This window comes from Mycoplasma enhydrae, from assembly GCF_017116825.1.
GTDB classification, from domain to species: Bacteria; Bacillota_I; Bacilli_A; order Mycoplasmatales; family Metamycoplasmataceae; genus Metamycoplasma; species Metamycoplasma enhydrae.
Genome location: NZ_JAFIRD010000003.1, coordinates 1 through 18290, shown reverse-complemented (window position 1 = coordinate 18290; position 18290 = coordinate 1). Strand labels below are relative to the sequence as shown.

Here is an 18290-nt window from a genome sequence, read left to right as displayed (position 1 = left end):
ATTTAACCCCCATTTTTAGTTTGATTTCGTATTATTTGTATTTTATTAAATAAATCCTCATTTTTAAATAAAGATTTACGAAGAGTTACATATTGTTCATCATTTGATATTAATTTATTTCAATATTTATCTGGTAATTGTATCATTGCTTCATATATTTCTTTATTATTATCAAAGTCAATGATTTTTATATTTTTAGTATGTGCCTCATTCTTATATTTTTCAATATATGAAACAAGTTCATTTCAAGGTTCTTCGTTATTGAATATCTGAACAAAAAAATCTTTTCCATAAAACAAATAGAAAGCACAATTTGGTGTTTTTTCATCAGAAATTTTAGATAAATAATATTTTTTATTTTTTATTAATGAGGAATCGACAAATCACATTATTGCATTAATTTTTTTATCGACATATTTTTTTGTGATTAATTCAACCTTGCTTTTAAAATTTAAATATTGGCCTCTCTTTTTTGAACTATCATGGTCATCTCTTATTTTCATTTCGACTAAAAATAATTGTTCTTTAAACACAAAAAGATTGTCAACTAAAAAATTTTCCTGCTTTTCGTTTTTGCCAATATTTTGCTTTAAAATTTTTCCACCCGATTTTTCTATATATTTAGATACTATAGATTCAATGAAGCTACCAAATTTAATTTCTCGGCTCTGGGAAATGTTTTGTACAATTTTTTCATTTAATGTTGTTAGTCTAAATGACCCTAAAAATCTAGAAGGTTTATCAATCATTTTCTTTAATAAATTCAAATAAAAGTTTTGTCCTTCATCTATAAAATTAGTAATTAAATCACAAAATTCTTCATATTTTAAAATCATATTTTTTTCCTTATTTGCATTAAACACTTGTTATTTATATTGATATTGATTATATATAAAGTGTATCATCTATTAATATTTAATAAATATTAATAAGAAAAATAAGCGAAAAATAGAATATTAATAATTATAGTAAATTATATCGATTGACCTAAAGTGTGTTCAAGTTTTTAGGTTTTATTATTTTACAACTTGTTTTTTGAAATTATTAGTTGGATTGTAATTAAGTGTTTAGCTACTTTTAGGCCTATAATAAAGAAACTATTTAATGAAATGAATTTAATTCATTTTATTTTTCTTTTTGAGGTTTTTGATTTTGATTTAAACACTAAATTATAAAGTGAAACGCTTTTAATCTTATCTAAGAATCTAAGAAAAATATTATTCAAGTACTTAGGATTATTTTTTAAAATTAAAAATATTTTAGTAATAGCATTTCTGAAATTTTTATAGTCTTTTGCATTTAAGTGTTGCATTCTAATAGAAGTTTGAATGGTTTGAATAACAAAATCAATAGTTTTTTCAAAATTATTTTCTGATGATAGTTCCATAAACATTTTGTCAAACAGAAATACTAAATTATATTTATTTTTAACAATAAAAGAAGCTCAAAATTCGTCAAAATTATTTAATTTAACATAAACATCAGAATAATTAATAATTGATTCAACTAAAAAATCAATAAATTCTTTAAAAGAATCTAAACTTGAAAGATATTCTCTAACTTTTTGGAATTTTTTATTGTTTTTGAAATTAAATAAATAGCTTAGCAAGCTTGTATTTAATGCTTCTTTAATTGCAATTTCAAATATTTCTTTTATTTCAGTTTTAGATTCATTAATTAAACCTGAATTAAAGAAATATTTAAGCACGTCATAAACTAAGTTTTGATTATTCTTTAAAATACTATTCAAATTGTCCTTCATGTCACTGAAAGTAATAGGACTATTTTCAACAATAGATTTTTTAAATAATTCTTTTTCTAAAATAAATAATATATTATCTATTTTTCTATCTTTTAATAAAGTTAAAGCTACTTCTTTTGATCTTTGTTCATTATTTAAAAACTCAATGATTTTATCTACTGTCTTATATTTTTCAAATGAGTGTGAGAACTTATCTAATACAACTTTTTTAGCTATTTTACTTATTGGTGTCTTGCCATATCTTATAAATAATGAAACAAAATTGGCCAAATTAATGCCCGAATCTAAATATGTTGAATATTTATTTTCATTATCACTATAAATATAGATTTTTTGGTTTTTATTAGAACCATAAACCTCTTTAAAAAGTTCTAGATTGTTTGAATTATTATCTATTGGTTGATATGTGACTAAATTATTTGTTCAATACTCTTCATTAATAATATATTTTGAGCTAAATTGATAGTTTTGCAAATCGTTTTTAAGTGTTTTGGTATTTATAAATAATTTTGTATATAAATCACTAGCAATTTTTTTGTATCCTTTTTCAGTTGGATATAGAGATAAAATATTTTCAAATAAATAATTTTTATTTTTAGTTCAATATTCTTGATCATTAATATCAACGTAATCAATTGTATACTTAGCAGCAGCGTTTTTAATTGCTTCATTTAAAGAAGCTAAGATAAAGTGATATAAATCAAATGTGTTCATTTTAGTTACATTTATGAATGAATTAATTGCTTCTTTTAGATGAATTAATAATTCAGGGTAATTAGTAATTACAATTTTAGCTTTAGGATTAATGTTTTTAATTTTGCTAATTAAATTCATTAGTTGCGATTCAACCTTTATTTTTACTGTTGAAATTAATTTCTTAATATTTTTTAATTTTTCATCTCTAATTTCACCAGTTAAATTGTGAAGTGATTTAATTTCATAAAAAGGAAGCATTGATAAAAAATCATATAAACCAGCTGTTAAAGTAATTAAATTAGCTTCTTTAATTCTTTTTGAAATAATTTCAAAGTCATTATTACTTATATTTCATTCTTTAAATAGTTGCGAAAAATAATCCTTAAAGGGATTTAGTGAATATCAATCTAATGATTGTAATAAATCAATTTTATTAATATTTTGTTTTAAAGCTTTTTTATCATTTGTAAATAAAGCAGAAAGAAAATCAGTTGAACCAGTTATGATACCTAAATTATAAAAACTTTCTAATTCATATTTAGGATTATTTTTTATTAAATAAGCCAAAGAAGAAGGATAACCTAAACCATTTATTGTTTTATCTTGGTTCATAAGCCCATTAGTATTAAATCCTATTTTAGAATTAAATCCGGCCACTAAACCATCGCCTAAAGCAACGTATTTTATGCTTATTTTTTCTGACATAGTTATTTCCTTTCTTTCTTATCTGTATCAAAAATCACATTATTCATGTTCTTAAAATAATTGATAAGTGCAACACTAGCTTTATTTGTATCATATAAGCCGTCTTTTAATAAATAATTATTAGCTTTTGCATATTCATTTAAATTATTAAAAATTATTGTTTCTTCTTCAGAAGGATCTAAACCTAATTCTTGAAGTCTTGAAGGATAATATCTAGTCATTAAACGATATAGCGCTAAAATCAATTCATTTAAAGCAATTGCTTCTTGTCTAATTGAGCCTACTAGAGCAAGTTTAGCTCCAATTTCATCACTTTCAATTTTAGGCATTAATAATCCGGGTGTATCTAGCAACATATAGTTTTTGCAATTAATTCATTGCTCTGATCTAGTTACACCTGCACTGGCACCTACTTTTGTAGATTTTGATTTTGAAAGCGTATTAATTAAAGTGCTTTTACCTACATTAGGCACACCCAATACAACACATTTTAGTGGTGGAGTTAATTTATTTTTAGCATCATTTTTAGCCTTAAATTTAAGGTATTCTTTATTTAGAGCCAAATTAATTTTGTGATAGCTATCATGCTTTTTTAAATTGGTTATGATTACTTGACCTCTCGATTCATATTTAGTTATTAATGGTCTTAAAAGATTCATATTGCTTTTATCAGATTTATTAATTACAAATAGAATTGGTTTATTATTAATAATTTTATATATTTCTTCATTAAAAGAACTAATAGGTATTCTGGCATCTAAAACAACAATAAAAAGATCAAAGAGTTTTTGTTTCTCTTGTAATAATTTAAATTGTTTAGCCATATGACCAGGAAATCAATGAATCATAACCTATCCTTTAAAATGTAATTAGTCTTTTTTTAGTATAAAATCTTTGCCCTTTTGACTTTCGAAAGCTGATAAGCCTTCAAAACTATTTTGTCTTAAAATTTCATACAATACAATTGCAACTGAGTTTGCTAAGTTTAAACTTCTACACTCAGAATTCATTGGAATTCGTAAGCAATTTTTAATATTATTTTGCATTATTTTTTTGGGTATGCCAGTGCTCTCTGTGCCAAACATAATTCATATTTCATTATCGTTCCCTAAAATGTTTTTATAATCTATGTTTGAATAATTTTCTAGGCCATAGCGAGTTATGTAATAGATATTTTTAGAACCATATTTAGCATAAAATGAATCATAATTTTCATGAATTTCATGCTGAATTTCACTTAGAAAATGGCCTGCAGCTTTACGCTTTAGTCAATGTGGATGTAAATCAAAAGCAGTAGGCTTAATAATATGTAATTTAGCCTTAGCTGCAAATGTTGTTCTAATAATATTTGCAGTATTTGGGCTTATTTCTGGTTGATATAAAATAATGTTAATCATAATTTATATATTATAGTAAAAAAACCTAATCTTTTTAAGATTAGGTGCTTTCATTATTTGTTAATTAATGTATTAATAAACTTAAACATAGATGGTTTATTTTCATTAAATCTAAAACTTGAAATCCGATAAATTGGATAACCCTTAACTGACATAAAGTCAGTTTTAATTCTTTTTTCAATAAAGCTATCTAAATTAACATCATTAGAAGAATCATCAATGTTTAGACCAACTATAAAATTGTTTCTATTGTCCAAAATTGCCATATCGATATTGTATGAACCAACACAGTATTTTAGTTCAGTTTTAATATCCGCAGCAAAACTTTGTTCATTTAGTCATGATTGAATTTCAAAAATAAATTGACTCTTATCAGAACGACTAAATTCAGAAGTATTGCCATTTACATATGATTTTTGGTCAGATGATTTTAGTTGAATATAGTTTAATCAACGCTTGAAAGTCATCAAGTTTTCATTTTTAGGATCAATTTCATTTGTTTTAATACTTTTAATTATTATCATTTTATCTTTGGCTCTTGTGATGGCCACATTAAGCGCATTTCTGCCCTTTTTAGAGCCAATATAAGTTGAATGTAAAGAGGTTTTAGCAGTGTAACCTACAGAAGCTATAACTAATTCAGCTTCGTCACCTTGAATGTTTTCTATATTTCTTAAAATTACTTTATCTTCAAGAACTTCAAAGATTTTTGGTGATAATAATGCAATTTGCTCTCGAATATAATCTTGTTGTTTTCTATTAAAGGCTAGTAGGATTATTGAATTATATTTTTTTAAGTTCTTTTCACAAATGCTGATTAACTTTTCACATTCCACAGCATTTTTATTATCAATCCATTCACCATTTACATCAATAACTTCCACACTTGCTTTTTCTCTTTTAGCATAGCTATCTAAGCCTTTTAAAGAAGAATCATAAAATTCTTTACTTGAAAATAAAACTAATTCACTAGAATTTGAACGATAGTTCATTTCTAGTACATATTTTGGAAGGTGGTTATTAATTGCTCAATCTAATAATGATGTAATTTCTTCTTCGCTATATTCATCTTCGGATTCATCACGAGTACTAAATCAATTTGAAGGTTGCATTTGTTGGCTATCACCCGCCACAATTACTTTATTAGCAATTGAAATAAAAGGTATAGCTTTTTCAATATAGATCTGACTAGCCTCATCAAAAATTACATAATCAAAATGATCTTTTTCAAAATCAACAAAGTTGCCCAAAATTTCTGGAGTTCCAACATAGATGTTATAAACTTTTTTAATAATATCTGAAAATAGTGATGTAACTATATATGGAGGAGTTATTTTTCTTTCTAGTCTTCCAAAAAATCTATTAAGTTTTTGGCGCTCATTTTCGCCTTGCTGGCGATATTCATCTAATCTTTTTTTAGCTAAAAAAGCTGAGTTATCATAAATTGCTTCTAACATTTCAGGGGTGGTGTTATCCAATTTTTTAAGGTCTCAGTATTTAGTGTAATCTTTTTCTTTTTCATCAAATTCAATAAATGAATTTAGTCTAATAAAATTAGATAATTGCACTAAATCTTTTATGTCATATCTTGCTAGTTTTGAATTGTAAAAATTAATTACCCGTTTGGCATTATTATAAATTTTTACAAATTTCAAACTAGGAATTTGAAATAAAGAAGTTTCTTTTTTGGCATAACCTAATTTTTTGGCTAATTTACGCCGAGATATTTTTTTGTAATTTTCAAATATTTTTAAAAACTCGACTTTTGAGGTCATTTTGTTATACAGCTTATAAAAATGTGCAAAATTTTGAATATTTTGATGCACCATGCCACGGTTTTTTATACCATGATATGCTTTAAGATCACGAGCAAATATCTCACCCAATTCAGCTTTGGCATCTAAATAATTTAGTTCATTTTTGGTAAAAAAACTTGAATTATAATCACTTAAATCACTAAATTTATAAGCAGTGTTTATTTGCTTGAAATATTCAATTATAGGTTTGTAGAAATATTCTTTTTCACTTTGGTTAACCTTAGCCGATTCTGAAAATTGAAACATCATATTTTGATATTTATTTAATCTTTTTAAAACCACGTCCAAAGCCACTTTTTTTTGTGAAATAAATAATGCTGTCTTATTGGCTTTAGCAATGTTAATTAAAATATTAGCTATAGTTTGTGATTTACCTGTTCCAGGTGGGCCAATAATAATTGAAGAATTATTTAGAGTTCCAACAATAGCTTTTTCTTGACTAAAATCCGAAGGAGTTACACGCGCTATATTATTTTTTTCTAAAGCTTTTTCATATGCTTCTTTGCTATAATCACGTAAGTCATCAATTCTAATTAGATTATCAATTTTATCTCCTAAGATTAAATTGATCATTGCTTTACGCAGTTTAGTACCGCCAGGATTTACTTCAAATAAAGTAGTACCAGGATAAATTTCTAAATTACCATCATTAGCAAAATCATTTTTTGACATTTCAACTAAGTTTTCAAAAAAAATGTTTTCATCATAGTTATTGATAAATTGCAATTCTTTTATATTTTTAATGCTTTCTATAGCATCAAAAATAGTTGTTTCTTCACCATTAACTAAAATTGGTAATTTAGTGTCACTATGTTGCTCTATTAAATATTTGATTTTTTCATTAATAATAATATTTTCATCAGCATTTTCTAAATATACAGAATTTCCAGAAAAAGTAATTTTTGCTGATTTTAAAATAAAAGGAGCATATAAATACACATCATCTTTGCGATATTTAATAAAATAAGTTCCAATAAATAGAGGCCAAATACTAGTTTCAGCATAAATTTCTTCAATTCTTTTAGCATTTGTTTTTCATGTCTTAATAAAATCACTATTTTGGTCCAAGATTCGATTTTTGTAAGCTGGAAGCCATTTTTCATAGTTTGATTCTAAATTAGAAGTCATTTTAGGTGTAATTGAATAATCATATTCTTTAGCTCAACTAATAAATTCTTGATAGGTTTTTACATATTTAAGCTCTACTAATGATTTTGAATCAAAAGAATTTTTTAGAGGAATCTTAAATTCTCTATTTTTAAATATGTAACGAAGATTTTTGGCACCTATAATTTTTTTTAAATCTAAGCTTAAATTCGAAGTTTTAAAAAATGTGGCATTATCTCCACGACTTTTTATATCAAGTAAATTATTAACTAGTTTTAAGTATTTTGATGAATGAAGTTTTTTAATATCAACTTTTTTTATTGATGTTGAATCTGGAACAAATATTTGTTTCATGCACAAGCCCCTTAGTATTAATCATTTTTGTAAATTTAAATAAATTATACATTAATAAGCATTATGCTCATTAACTAATAAAATTATTTTAATTATATTTTTTAATGTCCTTAAAACTAAAAAAAAAGCGCAATTTGCGCTTTAGAAAGTTTCAAGAAGGTTTATTTTCTAATATTTAGAGCTTTGATTGTTTCTTGATATAGTGAGTAATTTTCAGATTTTAAGTGATTTAGTAATGCTTTTCTATGATTAACTTTTGCCATAAAACCACGCATTGAGTGTAGGTCTTTTTTATTAATAGCAAAGTGTTTTTTTAAAGATTCAATATCTTCAGTTAAAATTGCAATTTGAACTGGTAGATATCCTGTATCCTTGGCATTTCTACCAAATTGTTTAACTAGTTCACTTTTTCTTTCTTTTGATACCATAATTAAAATCCTTTCATAACCTAGCAATAATCATAATTATTACCAAGGAATAAATAATATTCAAGGTAAATTATATAATAAAAACAAAAAAATACTTGAATAAAAAAACATGCAATTTTGCATGTTGTGATCAATTAAATTGAAATGGTGCGAACAAATGGACTTGAACCATCGACCTCACGATTATCAGTCGTGTGCTCTAACCAGCTGAGCTATGCTCGCATAATAAATATGGGTGTACAAAAAACCCATATAAGTATATCATAATAAATTAACGTTTTGAAAATTGTCTTGCTCTTCTGGCTTTTCTCAATCCGAATTTTTTACGCTCTTTAACACGTGCATCTCTTGTTAAAAAACCAGCATCTTTTAGTTTATTACGATATTCAGTTGAAGACTCTAAAAGTCCTCTAGCAATACCTAATCTGATTGCTCCTGCTTGACCTGTTAAACCACCGCCATTAACATTTGCAAAAATATCAAATTGATTTTGTGTTTCTGTTACTACAAAAGGACTTAAAGCATCTTTTAATAAGATTTCTGAATTTAAGTACTCTTTTGCAGGTTTATTATTAATTAAAAAGTTTCCTTTACCTGGAACTAAATAAACTCTGGCAACAGATGATTTACGACGTCCTAGACCATTGTATCTAACTTTATCTGCCATATTATTTAACCTCTATTTTAACTGGTTGTTGTGCTTCTTGCTTATGATTTGCATCAGCATAAACAAATAAGTTTTTAAATTGTTTACGACCTAGGGTTGTATGAGGTAACATACCTCTAACTGCTTTTTCAACAAGAACTTGTGGTTTTTTAGCTCTTAATTGTGCTGCAGTAATTTGTTTTAAACCACCTGGATATCCGGTGTGGTGGTAATAAATTTTCTTTTCATCTTTTTTAGCTGTCAAAAGAACATCTTTGGCATTAATAACAACTACATTGTCGCCCATGTCAACATTTGGAGTAAATGTCGGTTTATTTTTTCCTCTAAGGATTGAAGCTACAAGAGTTGAAAGTCTACCTAGTGGTACGTTGGCTGCATCGATGATGTATCATTTTTTATCAACTAATTCTTTTCTAATAATTGTAGTTTGACGCATACTTTCTCTTTCTATGTATTTATAGTATTTATAATTTTGTTTTAAATTGCAATTTAAATATGCTTATCAATTATAACAAAAAAATTTTTGTGAATTTAAAATTTAGAAATTAGTGTACTTATTTGAATTAATCTAAAAGCCTATTTCATTTTAATGAATTAAAAAATCAAGATTGTTTTTTTAATCTTGATTCTTAAATGAAATATTCAGTGTTACACATTTATATTTTACAATATTGTTGTGATTAAGGTTTAGTTGATTCCTTTAGTTTTTTTTCTAAAAGGTCAAATTCTCTTCGAATATAATTTCTGATATTAGATTGGTCTTCATTGTCACCTATAAATATAACCGATTCTTTAAATAGTCTATCTGGGTTACCTTCTCTTTTTGTGACATAACTGGTGAATTTTCATTCTTCACATTCGGAATTAAAATTATCTTTATACTCGTCGGGTGTTTTTCGTTCAATATATTTCAACAGGATATCAACATTGATGGCAATTTGCAATCAATTTTGCAAAAGATCTTTTTGAAGAACTAAGTTATCTTGGAAACTTTGAAAAAAACCATCATTATTATCCTTGTATTTGTTTGCTATTTTAACTACTTGAGAATCTTTTTTAATTCGTGGTCAGTTTCGTCAGAACAATCTATATGGTCCATCGAATTGATAAATTTTACTATATTTGAACCTAATTAAACCTAAATCCCCGCCTTCCCGATAATGTTTCAAATCTTTGTCAAATAGATGATAGCCATTTACAGATTCTCTATTTAAATCGTCTGTAATCATTCGAATAAAAAATGTTAATTTGGCTACCAAACTGTAATCTATATATTTATCTTTTACTTCAACTTCTCTAAAATCTATAATATCTTGCCCGGGGGCTGTTCTTCCTAATACAAAAGAGTATTTAATTTTATAATTAAATATTAATCCATGTCTATCATCTGAGAATCTTATTGATACATCTTTAAGATCTTTTGTTTTAGGATCAGTTGATGAACTATCTGTATTTCAAATTAATTTATAATGTGTTGTAAAAAGATTATTATCAATTTTTAAGCTTGCACCCGTATGTGTTAAATTTCTAAGTGCACGACCAAAATCTCTTCATTTATTTATTAAATTCATAAAATAATCACTAAATTGAAAATTAAATGTAGGTTCATATTTTTTTAGTCCACTAAATGTCTTAGAATATCATTCTATATTTGAATTAGATATTTTATCATGAATATTAAAGTGAATTTTTAAAGTACCTTCATGATCATTAGGACTAATAAAGGCTGGAATAATTTCTAAATTTGGTATTAAATTTAAAGCATCAGGTTTAAATTTCACATCGTTGACAGTTATTAGAGATGTAATTAAATCTGTTCGCTTTAATTCTCAACTATTAGCTATAGCACTTTTATTATCTTCAATTCATTTATTACGGTTTTCAATAATTTTTGCTTTTATAGGAAAGTTTACAACAACATATTCAGTATTAGATTTATCTGTTTGGGCATCTGGATGCTCTGAATTAGGAACTTGTGCTTTTACAATGAATTTAAGTTTATCTTCATATATATTTTCAATCAGTATTAGTTCATAACTAAGTTTATTGTTTTCTCATGCAAAGTATTTTTTAAAAATTTCATAACTATTATCATACTGTAAGTTTCTTTTCATTGCCTCATAATCATAAACATTTTCTTTTAGTTGTAAATTTTTAAACTCAAAAGCTTCATATTTTATAGTAGTTTTTATTCTATAATCTCTTGTTTCAGTTAAAGTATCGCCATATATTTTAAATCAATATTTAACTCTTATATTAACATAACCTTTTAAATCGTTATAGGTCATTTTTTCAACTACAAAGTCATATCTATCATGTTCATGACCAATTGAAGTAATGTTGGCGGTTACAACAGAAGAAGGTAATTGATGTGCGTGACTAAGAGAAAATTCTAAACCTTGAGCTTTTTTTAATCATCATAAAGTTCTTGCTTTAGAAATTAATGGTTCTAATTCTTCAAGAGCTAACTTTTCATATTTATCATCACCTAATTCTTTCGTTTTTTTAGCTAATTCTGCAAATTTATCCCCTGTATTATTTAATTTTCCTAAATTTTCATTAGATAAAACGTTTTCGTTTGCTCGTCAGAATTCCGCATTTGTTAATTCGATTGATTTTGTACCAATAGAATTAAATAAATTGATAAGGTGTTCTAGTGTATTTTTAATGTTTTCATACTCTGCTTTGTGTTTTGTTGTTTCTTGAGCAATATAATCTCTTTTTTGTTGAATTAAAGTTTGAGCTAGTTGAATTGTATTTTTTAGGTTTGTCAAGAAAGCAGCATTACTGTCTTTAACTTCATTATTAATAAAGTCTTGAGCAGCTTGGATTAAAGGTTCTAGTGCTGCTATATCTTCATTAATTTTCTTGAAGTTAGTAAGCATTTCAAGTCGATTATAAATTTCTTGAATTTTTTGAGCGTGTTCTTGTGCTTTTTGTTTTCAAACAGTTTCTTTAATCTTGTCTTCTAGTTGTTGGATTTTAGTATTTATTTCATCTAATTTTTGTTGTTGGTCTGCTTTATTGTCATTGTATTCTTGAACTAAAGCTTTAGCCATTAACGTTTCAAGCTTAGTTTTTGCTGTATTGAATTTGCCAATAGCATTATTAATTTCAACTTCTGTTTGAGGGTTAGTATTATCAGCATCTTTTGCTTGTCTATATTCAGTATCCCTTCAACCTTTATATGCGAAATCGTAAAATCATTTGATATCGTTAGCTAATTTATCTTGTGCTTCAGAATGTCTTTTGGCTTCATCAAGTTTATTTTTAAGTTCTGTTAATTTTTGATTTAGTTCAGGAACACTAGTATTTTCTGGTTTGTTGTATATATCATAAACATCATTTTTAATGGTATTGATTAAATTATTTAATTCACTTACATATCTTTTTGTACTGTCATATTTATTAGCATGATCATTTTTCTTAATTAAATCATCTAGAGATTTAATAACAGTTTCAAGTTTTTCCTTAACTTTAGCAATTCTGTCTCTTTCAACACCTTCTAGAGCGTCCTTGATTTTAGTTAGATCTCTTTCAATGTTATTGATTAAATCATCTGAATTTATTCTAACTGCACCATAATCTTTATCAGTTGCCAGCTGTTTAGCAGCTTTAGCTAATTCTAATGAAGCTTCTAGAGCAGTTTTTATTTCTTTTAGTTTAGTTTCATTTTTGTTTGCTATAGCTGCATCTAAACCTGTTCTAGCTGTGTTTCATGAACTTTGAGCGTCAGTATATTTAGCTTCTACTTGAGTTTTCAATTGATTATTTTTTGCTACTAAGTTATCATGTTTAGTTTTGACTTCAGTTGTTTTATTTTTTAGTTCCTCTAATTTAGCTGTAATTTTAGGAGTTTTATTTTTAGCATCCTTATTTAGGTCTGTTTGATAATCATTATTTTGAGTGATTTGAGTATTTAAAGCACCAAGTGCAATTACAGAAGTATCATATTTTCCTTCAGCATTTTTAGCAGTTTGAAGTTTTTGAGCCGTTTCTTGAAGTCTTCTATCAATTTCGTCGATAATACCTTTAATTCTTTCTTCTTCGCCCTTAGCCTTATCTTCAGCAGTTTTTAAAGATTCTTTTAGGTTATTTAAAAGCTCAGTTGCTTCTTGTTTAGGAGCATTATATTCTTTATCAGTTGCTTGTTGAATAACCAATTCAACATCTGTAATAGCTTTTTTAAGATCCTCAATAGCAGAATTTAATTTAGTAATGTCATTACCTGCATCTTTAGCATCTTTAATAGCTTTAGTAGATTTTGTTTTAGCTTCTTTAAGAGCATCATCAATTGCTTTTTTAGCATTAGTTAATGCTGTATTAAGTAGAGTTTTTTTAGCATTAGCAGCATCAATTGTAGTTTTTAAAGTATTAATTAAGGCTTTAATTTCATCATTTTTATCATTTTTATTAGTGTTATAATCTACTTCAGCTGATGTTATAGTGCTAGTTAAATCGTCTAATTTTGTCTTTAAAGGATCAATTTTATCTTTTTTAGCTTCAGCTTCAGTTTGTACATTAGTTATCGCATTAATATGGTCTTGCAATAATTTTTTAAGATTCTTAACACGTTCATTTTCTTTCTCTTGTTCTGATTGTAATTTGGCTCTTAAATCTTCTAACGCTTTATTAATATTTGTAATATCATCAGCAATTCTAGTATCTAAATCAGTGTAACCATCATTATTGCCATTAGTTTTAATGGTATTAATTTTAGTTAAAGCTTCGTCATATGTTCTAATTGCTTCATTAATTTTAGCAATTTCTGTACCTGCATTTTTAGCTAGAGCTTCAGCATTTTTATAATCAACGTCTTTAAAAGTTTTATATAAGCTTTCATGTCTTGTTTTAATTGCAGTGGCTTTAGCTTCAGCTGTTGTAATCGATGTTTCGGTATTTGAAATTGCATTAGTTAAATTATCTAATTCAGTTTTTAGCGCAGAAATACCTTGGTTTTTAACACTATTATGTAAATTTAAAACATTTTTTGCACTTTCTAGTTCAGCATTAGTGGTTACGACAGCTAAATTAATTTCATCATATTTAGTTTTGCCATCTAATTCTTGTTTTTTAGCTAATAAACTTTGTGTAGCGTTCTTTAGTGCTTGTTTAACTGTGTTAATTCTGTCTTGTTCACTTTGTTTGGCTTCATCTAGTGCTTTTTGAGCAGATTCAATAGACTTAGTTATGTCAGTAATTAAGGCTTGTGCTTCTGTTGCTTTAGCTGAATAGTGTTTTGAGGTTGCACTATTTTTAACTTTTTCAGCATTTTCTTTAATCTTACTTAATTTTTTAATAATTTTTTTAAGCTCATCAATATTTTTTGCATTAATTGCAGCAGTTACATTTGGTTTTAAATTATTAAATGCTTCTTTTTCTTTAGCTAAAGCATCTGTTATTTCTTTTTTATCTTTAGTATTTTCTGTATTTAGAGTATTGTAAATACCACTAACTTCATCGGTTAGCGTTTTTAGTTGTTTTAGAACAACATCAAGTTTTTGATGTTTAGTGTTTTCTGGTTTGTTTTCAGTATTATGTTTTTGAATAGCAGATTTTAGTTCGGTGTCTAGTTCGGGTAAAATGCTATCCAATGAATCAATATTGCCTTTAGCACCATTAGCTTCATCACGTTTTGCTTCAAGGTTTTTAATAACTTCTTTTAAGTCTTTTTCTAAAGCGTCAACTCTAGCATCTTCACCTTTAGCTTTATCTAAAGCTTCTTGTGTTTCAGTAATTTTATCATCAATTTCTTTTTCTAAGTCTTCAGCTTTAGTTTCATATTCTTTATATTTATTAGTAATAGCTAAAGTTTTAGCATCAGCTGCTTTTTGTTTTGCTGCTCTTAGTTTTTCTAAAGCGGCTACTAATTTAGTTGAATCCTCACCAGCACCATTTGCTTCTGTAAATGCCTCATTTTTGGCATTTTCAGCTTCAGTATATTTATTTTCTGTAGCTTGTTTTTTAGTATCTTTGTCATTTGTTTTAGTTGTTTTAAGAGTGTTTGCTTGATCTAAAGTGTTTTTTAGTGCTTCTAACTTTTCAGGGACTGAAACTTTGTTTTTGTATTCATCTTTATTATATTTATCATAAACGGCTTTAGCTTTAGTAATTTCAGCTTCAAATTTTGGTAGTTCTGTAGTTAGTTCATCAACTCCATCTTTTGAATTTAGACTATTAATAGCATTTTTTAATGCTGTAGTTGCACTATCAATTTCTTTAGCTATAGTATCATCTAATTTATTATTGATTTCAGTTAATTTATCAGTTACTTCTTTTGCTTTATCTTCAGCTTGTTTAGCTGAATCAGCATCACCTTTTTCTTCGGCTTTTTGTTTTGCTTCTTCTAAAGCTTCCTTAGCTTTTTCTAAATCTTCTTTAGCTTCATCTAGTTTAGTTTTATCAGTACCAGCTTCATCTGCTTTTTTAATAGCGTCTTCTGCTTGTTTTAAAGCATCATCTAGTTTATCTTTAACTTCTTTTTCATTATCTGCTTGTTTTTGTTTTAAGTTAGCTATAAATGCATCTATATCTTTTAATTCATCTTTTAGATTATCTAAAGCTGTCTTAAGTTCGCCAACAGCTTGGTTAATAGGTATATTATGTTCATCATATTTACCTTGAGAAGTAGTTTTTTGGGCTTCTAAAGCAACAATAGCTTTTTTAAGCTCATCAATATTATTAATATTATCAGTTGCATGTTTTTTAGCATTAGCTAAATCATTTTTAGCTTTTTCCAATTCTGTTTTAACTTTATTAATTCTATTGATTTCAGCATTTAGCTTTTGGTCAACTTCTTCTTTTTTAAATTTAACATCATCTAATAAAACCTTAGCTTTATCAGTTTGAGCTTTGTATTTTTTAGGCTCAATTTCTTTAACTAAATCATCTAGTTTAGTTTCTAAGTCACCTAATTCTGTTAATGAAGTTTGTAAGTCAGTTGCTTTATTATCAGCAATAGCTGTGTCAGCTTTTTGAATAACTTCTTTAGCTTTTTGTTCTAGGTCTTTAACTTTGTTTTCAATTTCTTCTTTAACTTCTTTAATTTGTTGTTTTTGAGTTGCAACTAAATTATTAGCAGCATCATAAGCCAATTTGAAAGCATCATATTCAGTTTTAGCATTTTTAGTTTTATCATCTTCTGAAATGTTAACTAGATTTTGAACTTCGGCTAGTTTTGATTCTAAAGCATCTAGTGCAGTTTGTCTATCATCTAAACCAACTGCCTTATTTAAGGCCTCAGTTAATTGTTTTAAAGCATCTTTAGCACCGCTTAATTTTTGTTTTAGTTGAGCAATTCTTTGTCTTTCTTGTTCTGCAGCTGTTTCTAGTGCTGATTTTTGATTTCTAGCTTCAGTTAGTTTAGCTGTAATATCAGTTTTTAAAGTGTTAACTTCAGCTTTAGGTTCATCAAATTTAATTTCATCAAGTTTTTGTAGTAATTTTTCAATATCTGTTTTATTTTTTTCTAAAGCTGCTATTGATTTTTCTACTTCCGCTAAATTGTCTTTGTTAGTATCATAGTGATTTGAGTTTTCTTCAAAAGATTTTTGAATATCTTTTAATTGTTGTTTAGCATCATTTCTTTCTTGATCAATTTGATTTTTGCGAGCTAAAATATCTGCTTGTTTTTGCTCAGCAGTTTTAATTTTATTTTCTAGTTCTTTAAACTCAGCTTTAAAATTATCTTTTTTAGGCTCTAGTTCATCTTTAGTATTATTAGCTGCTTCTAAAGCATTTTTTATTTTATTTAATGCATCAGTTGCTTTAGCTAAATTATGTTCATTTGCTGGTTTTAGAGCTTCGTTTACTTCACTTATGGCATCATCTAAACCTTGGATAGCATCAATTATTTTTTGTTTATTACTTGCTAGATCCTCAGCTTCTTTTTCTTTTACTTTATTATCTAGAGCTTGTTTGGTTTGTTCAGCTTCTTGTAATTTTTGTTTTAAATCTTTAGCTTCATCTTCTAAATTATTATCTTTTGCTTTTTGAATAGCTTGTTTAGCTTTTTCAATAGCTTTATTTAAAGGATCTTGAGCTGCTTTAAGTTTATCTAAATCTTCACCTTTTAAAGCTTCCTTAGCAGCTTCATTAGCTTTATCTAGTTCTGTAGTAGCATTAAGAATTTCAGTCTTAATTTCTTGTTCTTTATTTTCAATTTTTTCAATTGCTTCAGCTGCTTTATTTAAAGCTTCTTGAGCAGCTTCGATTTTATCTTTTAAGGTTTTATTATCATCATTAAGTTTAGGTTCATCTTTATTTTTATCATATAGTTCTTGAGCATTTTTAATTTCTTGTTCAAGAACATTTTTAGAATTAACTATATCTGATTTATTAGAAGAATTTAGAATACCTTCAACATCTTGAGTTTTTTGTTCTAGATCTTCAATTTGTTTTTTAATTTTGGCTTTTTCTTGAGCAATTTGTTGTTCTTTTAGTTCAACTGCTGCTTTTCTATTTTCGATTAGAGTGGTTTTAGCGATAATTTCAGCAATTTTATCTGTAATTTTTTTAGTGCTTGTAACATCACCTGCTTTTTCTGTTTCTTTTTTAGCGTCTTCTAATTTTGTTTTAGCGCCTGCTAATTTTCCAAGAACTTCAGTTAATTTTGCTTTATCTTCACTATTTTTATTATTTTCAGCTTCTTCTAAAGCATTATCTGCTTGTTGAATTGCTTCTTGAACGATTCGGTCTAGTGCATCTTTGGCATCTTTTAGCGCTTTTAATCTAGCTTTAGATTCAGTTTGCTCTTTTAGAGCTTCTTTTAGAGCTTCTTTGAATGTATCAAATTGCGTTTTAAATGAATCTTTAGATTTATCACTTGAAAGGGTAGTTTCTAGTTCATTTGAAGTAATAATTAAAGCATCTAAAGCTGCTAGTTTAGATTCTAATGTTGGAATATCAGAAGCATCTTTAGTTTCTTTTGCTAGTTTATTAAGGCTAGCAGTTTTCGAACTTAAATCATCTTTAATAGCTTTAATTCTATCTTGTTCTTCTTGTAGTTTTTGGCTTATAGCTTCTAGAACTTTTTTAGCTTCTTTTACTTCTAATTCTAATTTTAGTTTTAGGTCATCTAATTTTGCTTTAGTTAGTTTTTTATCTAATTCAACAGCTTTAGCTAAGACTTCGTCTAACTTAGCTTTAGCTAAAGTTAGTTCACTTAAAGAATTAGCTTTATTAGCTAATTGGATTTTTTCTTTAATTTCTTTAATTAAAGTTTCGACTTTTGTAGCTAAATGTTGTGCTTCTAGTTCTTTGGCTTGTTTTTTGGTGTTTAATTTATTTTTTTGTGCTTCTAATTTAGCTAAAGATTCATCAATAGATTTTTTAATGTCATCTAAATTAAGTTCATTT

Annotated in this window: 9 protein-coding genes and 1 tRNA gene; all 10 read right to left on the bottom strand. The window is 26.5% G+C overall.

Annotated elements, in window-relative coordinates; translation table 4 throughout:
- Window positions 1–2 precede the first annotated feature (2 nt).
- Entirely contained in the window at window positions 3–836 is an 834-nt protein-coding gene (locus tag JXZ91_RS01545) for an HpyAIV family type II restriction enzyme (protein ID WP_205851265.1), read from the bottom strand.
- 185 nt (window positions 837–1021) lie between these two features.
- Window positions 1022–3163, bottom strand: coding sequence for an SGNH/GDSL hydrolase family protein (locus JXZ91_RS01540; RefSeq protein ID WP_205851264.1), 2142 nt, complete (start codon window positions 3161–3163; stop codon window positions 1022–1024).
- Window positions 3164–3165: 2 nt separating this feature from the next.
- Window positions 3166–4011 carry a ribosome biogenesis GTPase YlqF gene (gene ylqF, locus JXZ91_RS01535; protein WP_205851263.1) on the bottom strand — a complete coding sequence of 282 codons (846 nt, stop codon included), beginning with the start codon at window positions 4009–4011 and terminating at the stop codon, window positions 3166–3168.
- A 21-nt stretch (window positions 4012–4032) separates the two neighbouring features.
- The gene (locus JXZ91_RS01530; protein WP_205851262.1) at window positions 4033–4560 is read right to left on the bottom strand and encodes a tRNA (cytidine(34)-2'-O)-methyltransferase; all 528 of its coding nucleotides are present in this window, start codon (window positions 4558–4560) and stop codon (window positions 4033–4035) included.
- Between the two features lie 53 nt (window positions 4561–4613).
- The gene (locus JXZ91_RS03655) at window positions 4614–7838 is read right to left on the bottom strand and encodes a DEAD/DEAH box helicase (protein WP_205851261.1); all 3225 of its coding nucleotides are present in this window, start codon (window positions 7836–7838) and stop codon (window positions 4614–4616) included.
- Window positions 7839–7999: 161 nt separating this feature from the next.
- Complete coding sequence (gene rpsO, locus JXZ91_RS01520; RefSeq protein ID WP_205851260.1) at window positions 8000–8266, bottom strand: 30S ribosomal protein S15; 267 nt, start codon at window positions 8264–8266, stop codon at window positions 8000–8002.
- Window positions 8267–8411: 145 nt separating this feature from the next.
- A tRNA-Ile gene (locus JXZ91_RS01515) sits at window positions 8412–8488 on the bottom strand.
- Window positions 8489–8537: 49 nt separating this feature from the next.
- Window positions 8538–8933 carry a 30S ribosomal protein S9 gene (gene rpsI, locus JXZ91_RS01510; protein WP_205851259.1) on the bottom strand — a complete coding sequence of 132 codons (396 nt, stop codon included), beginning with the start codon at window positions 8931–8933 and terminating at the stop codon, window positions 8538–8540.
- A 1-nt stretch (window position 8934) separates the two neighbouring features.
- A complete protein-coding gene (rplM, locus tag JXZ91_RS01505) occupies window positions 8935–9369 on the bottom strand; it encodes a 50S ribosomal protein L13 (RefSeq protein ID WP_205851258.1) in 435 nt (144 codons plus the stop codon).
- Window positions 9370–9613: 244 nt separating this feature from the next.
- Window positions 9614–18290, bottom strand: an 8677-nt coding sequence (locus JXZ91_RS01500) for a hypothetical protein (RefSeq protein ID WP_205851257.1), incomplete at its 5' end; no start/stop codon positions are given.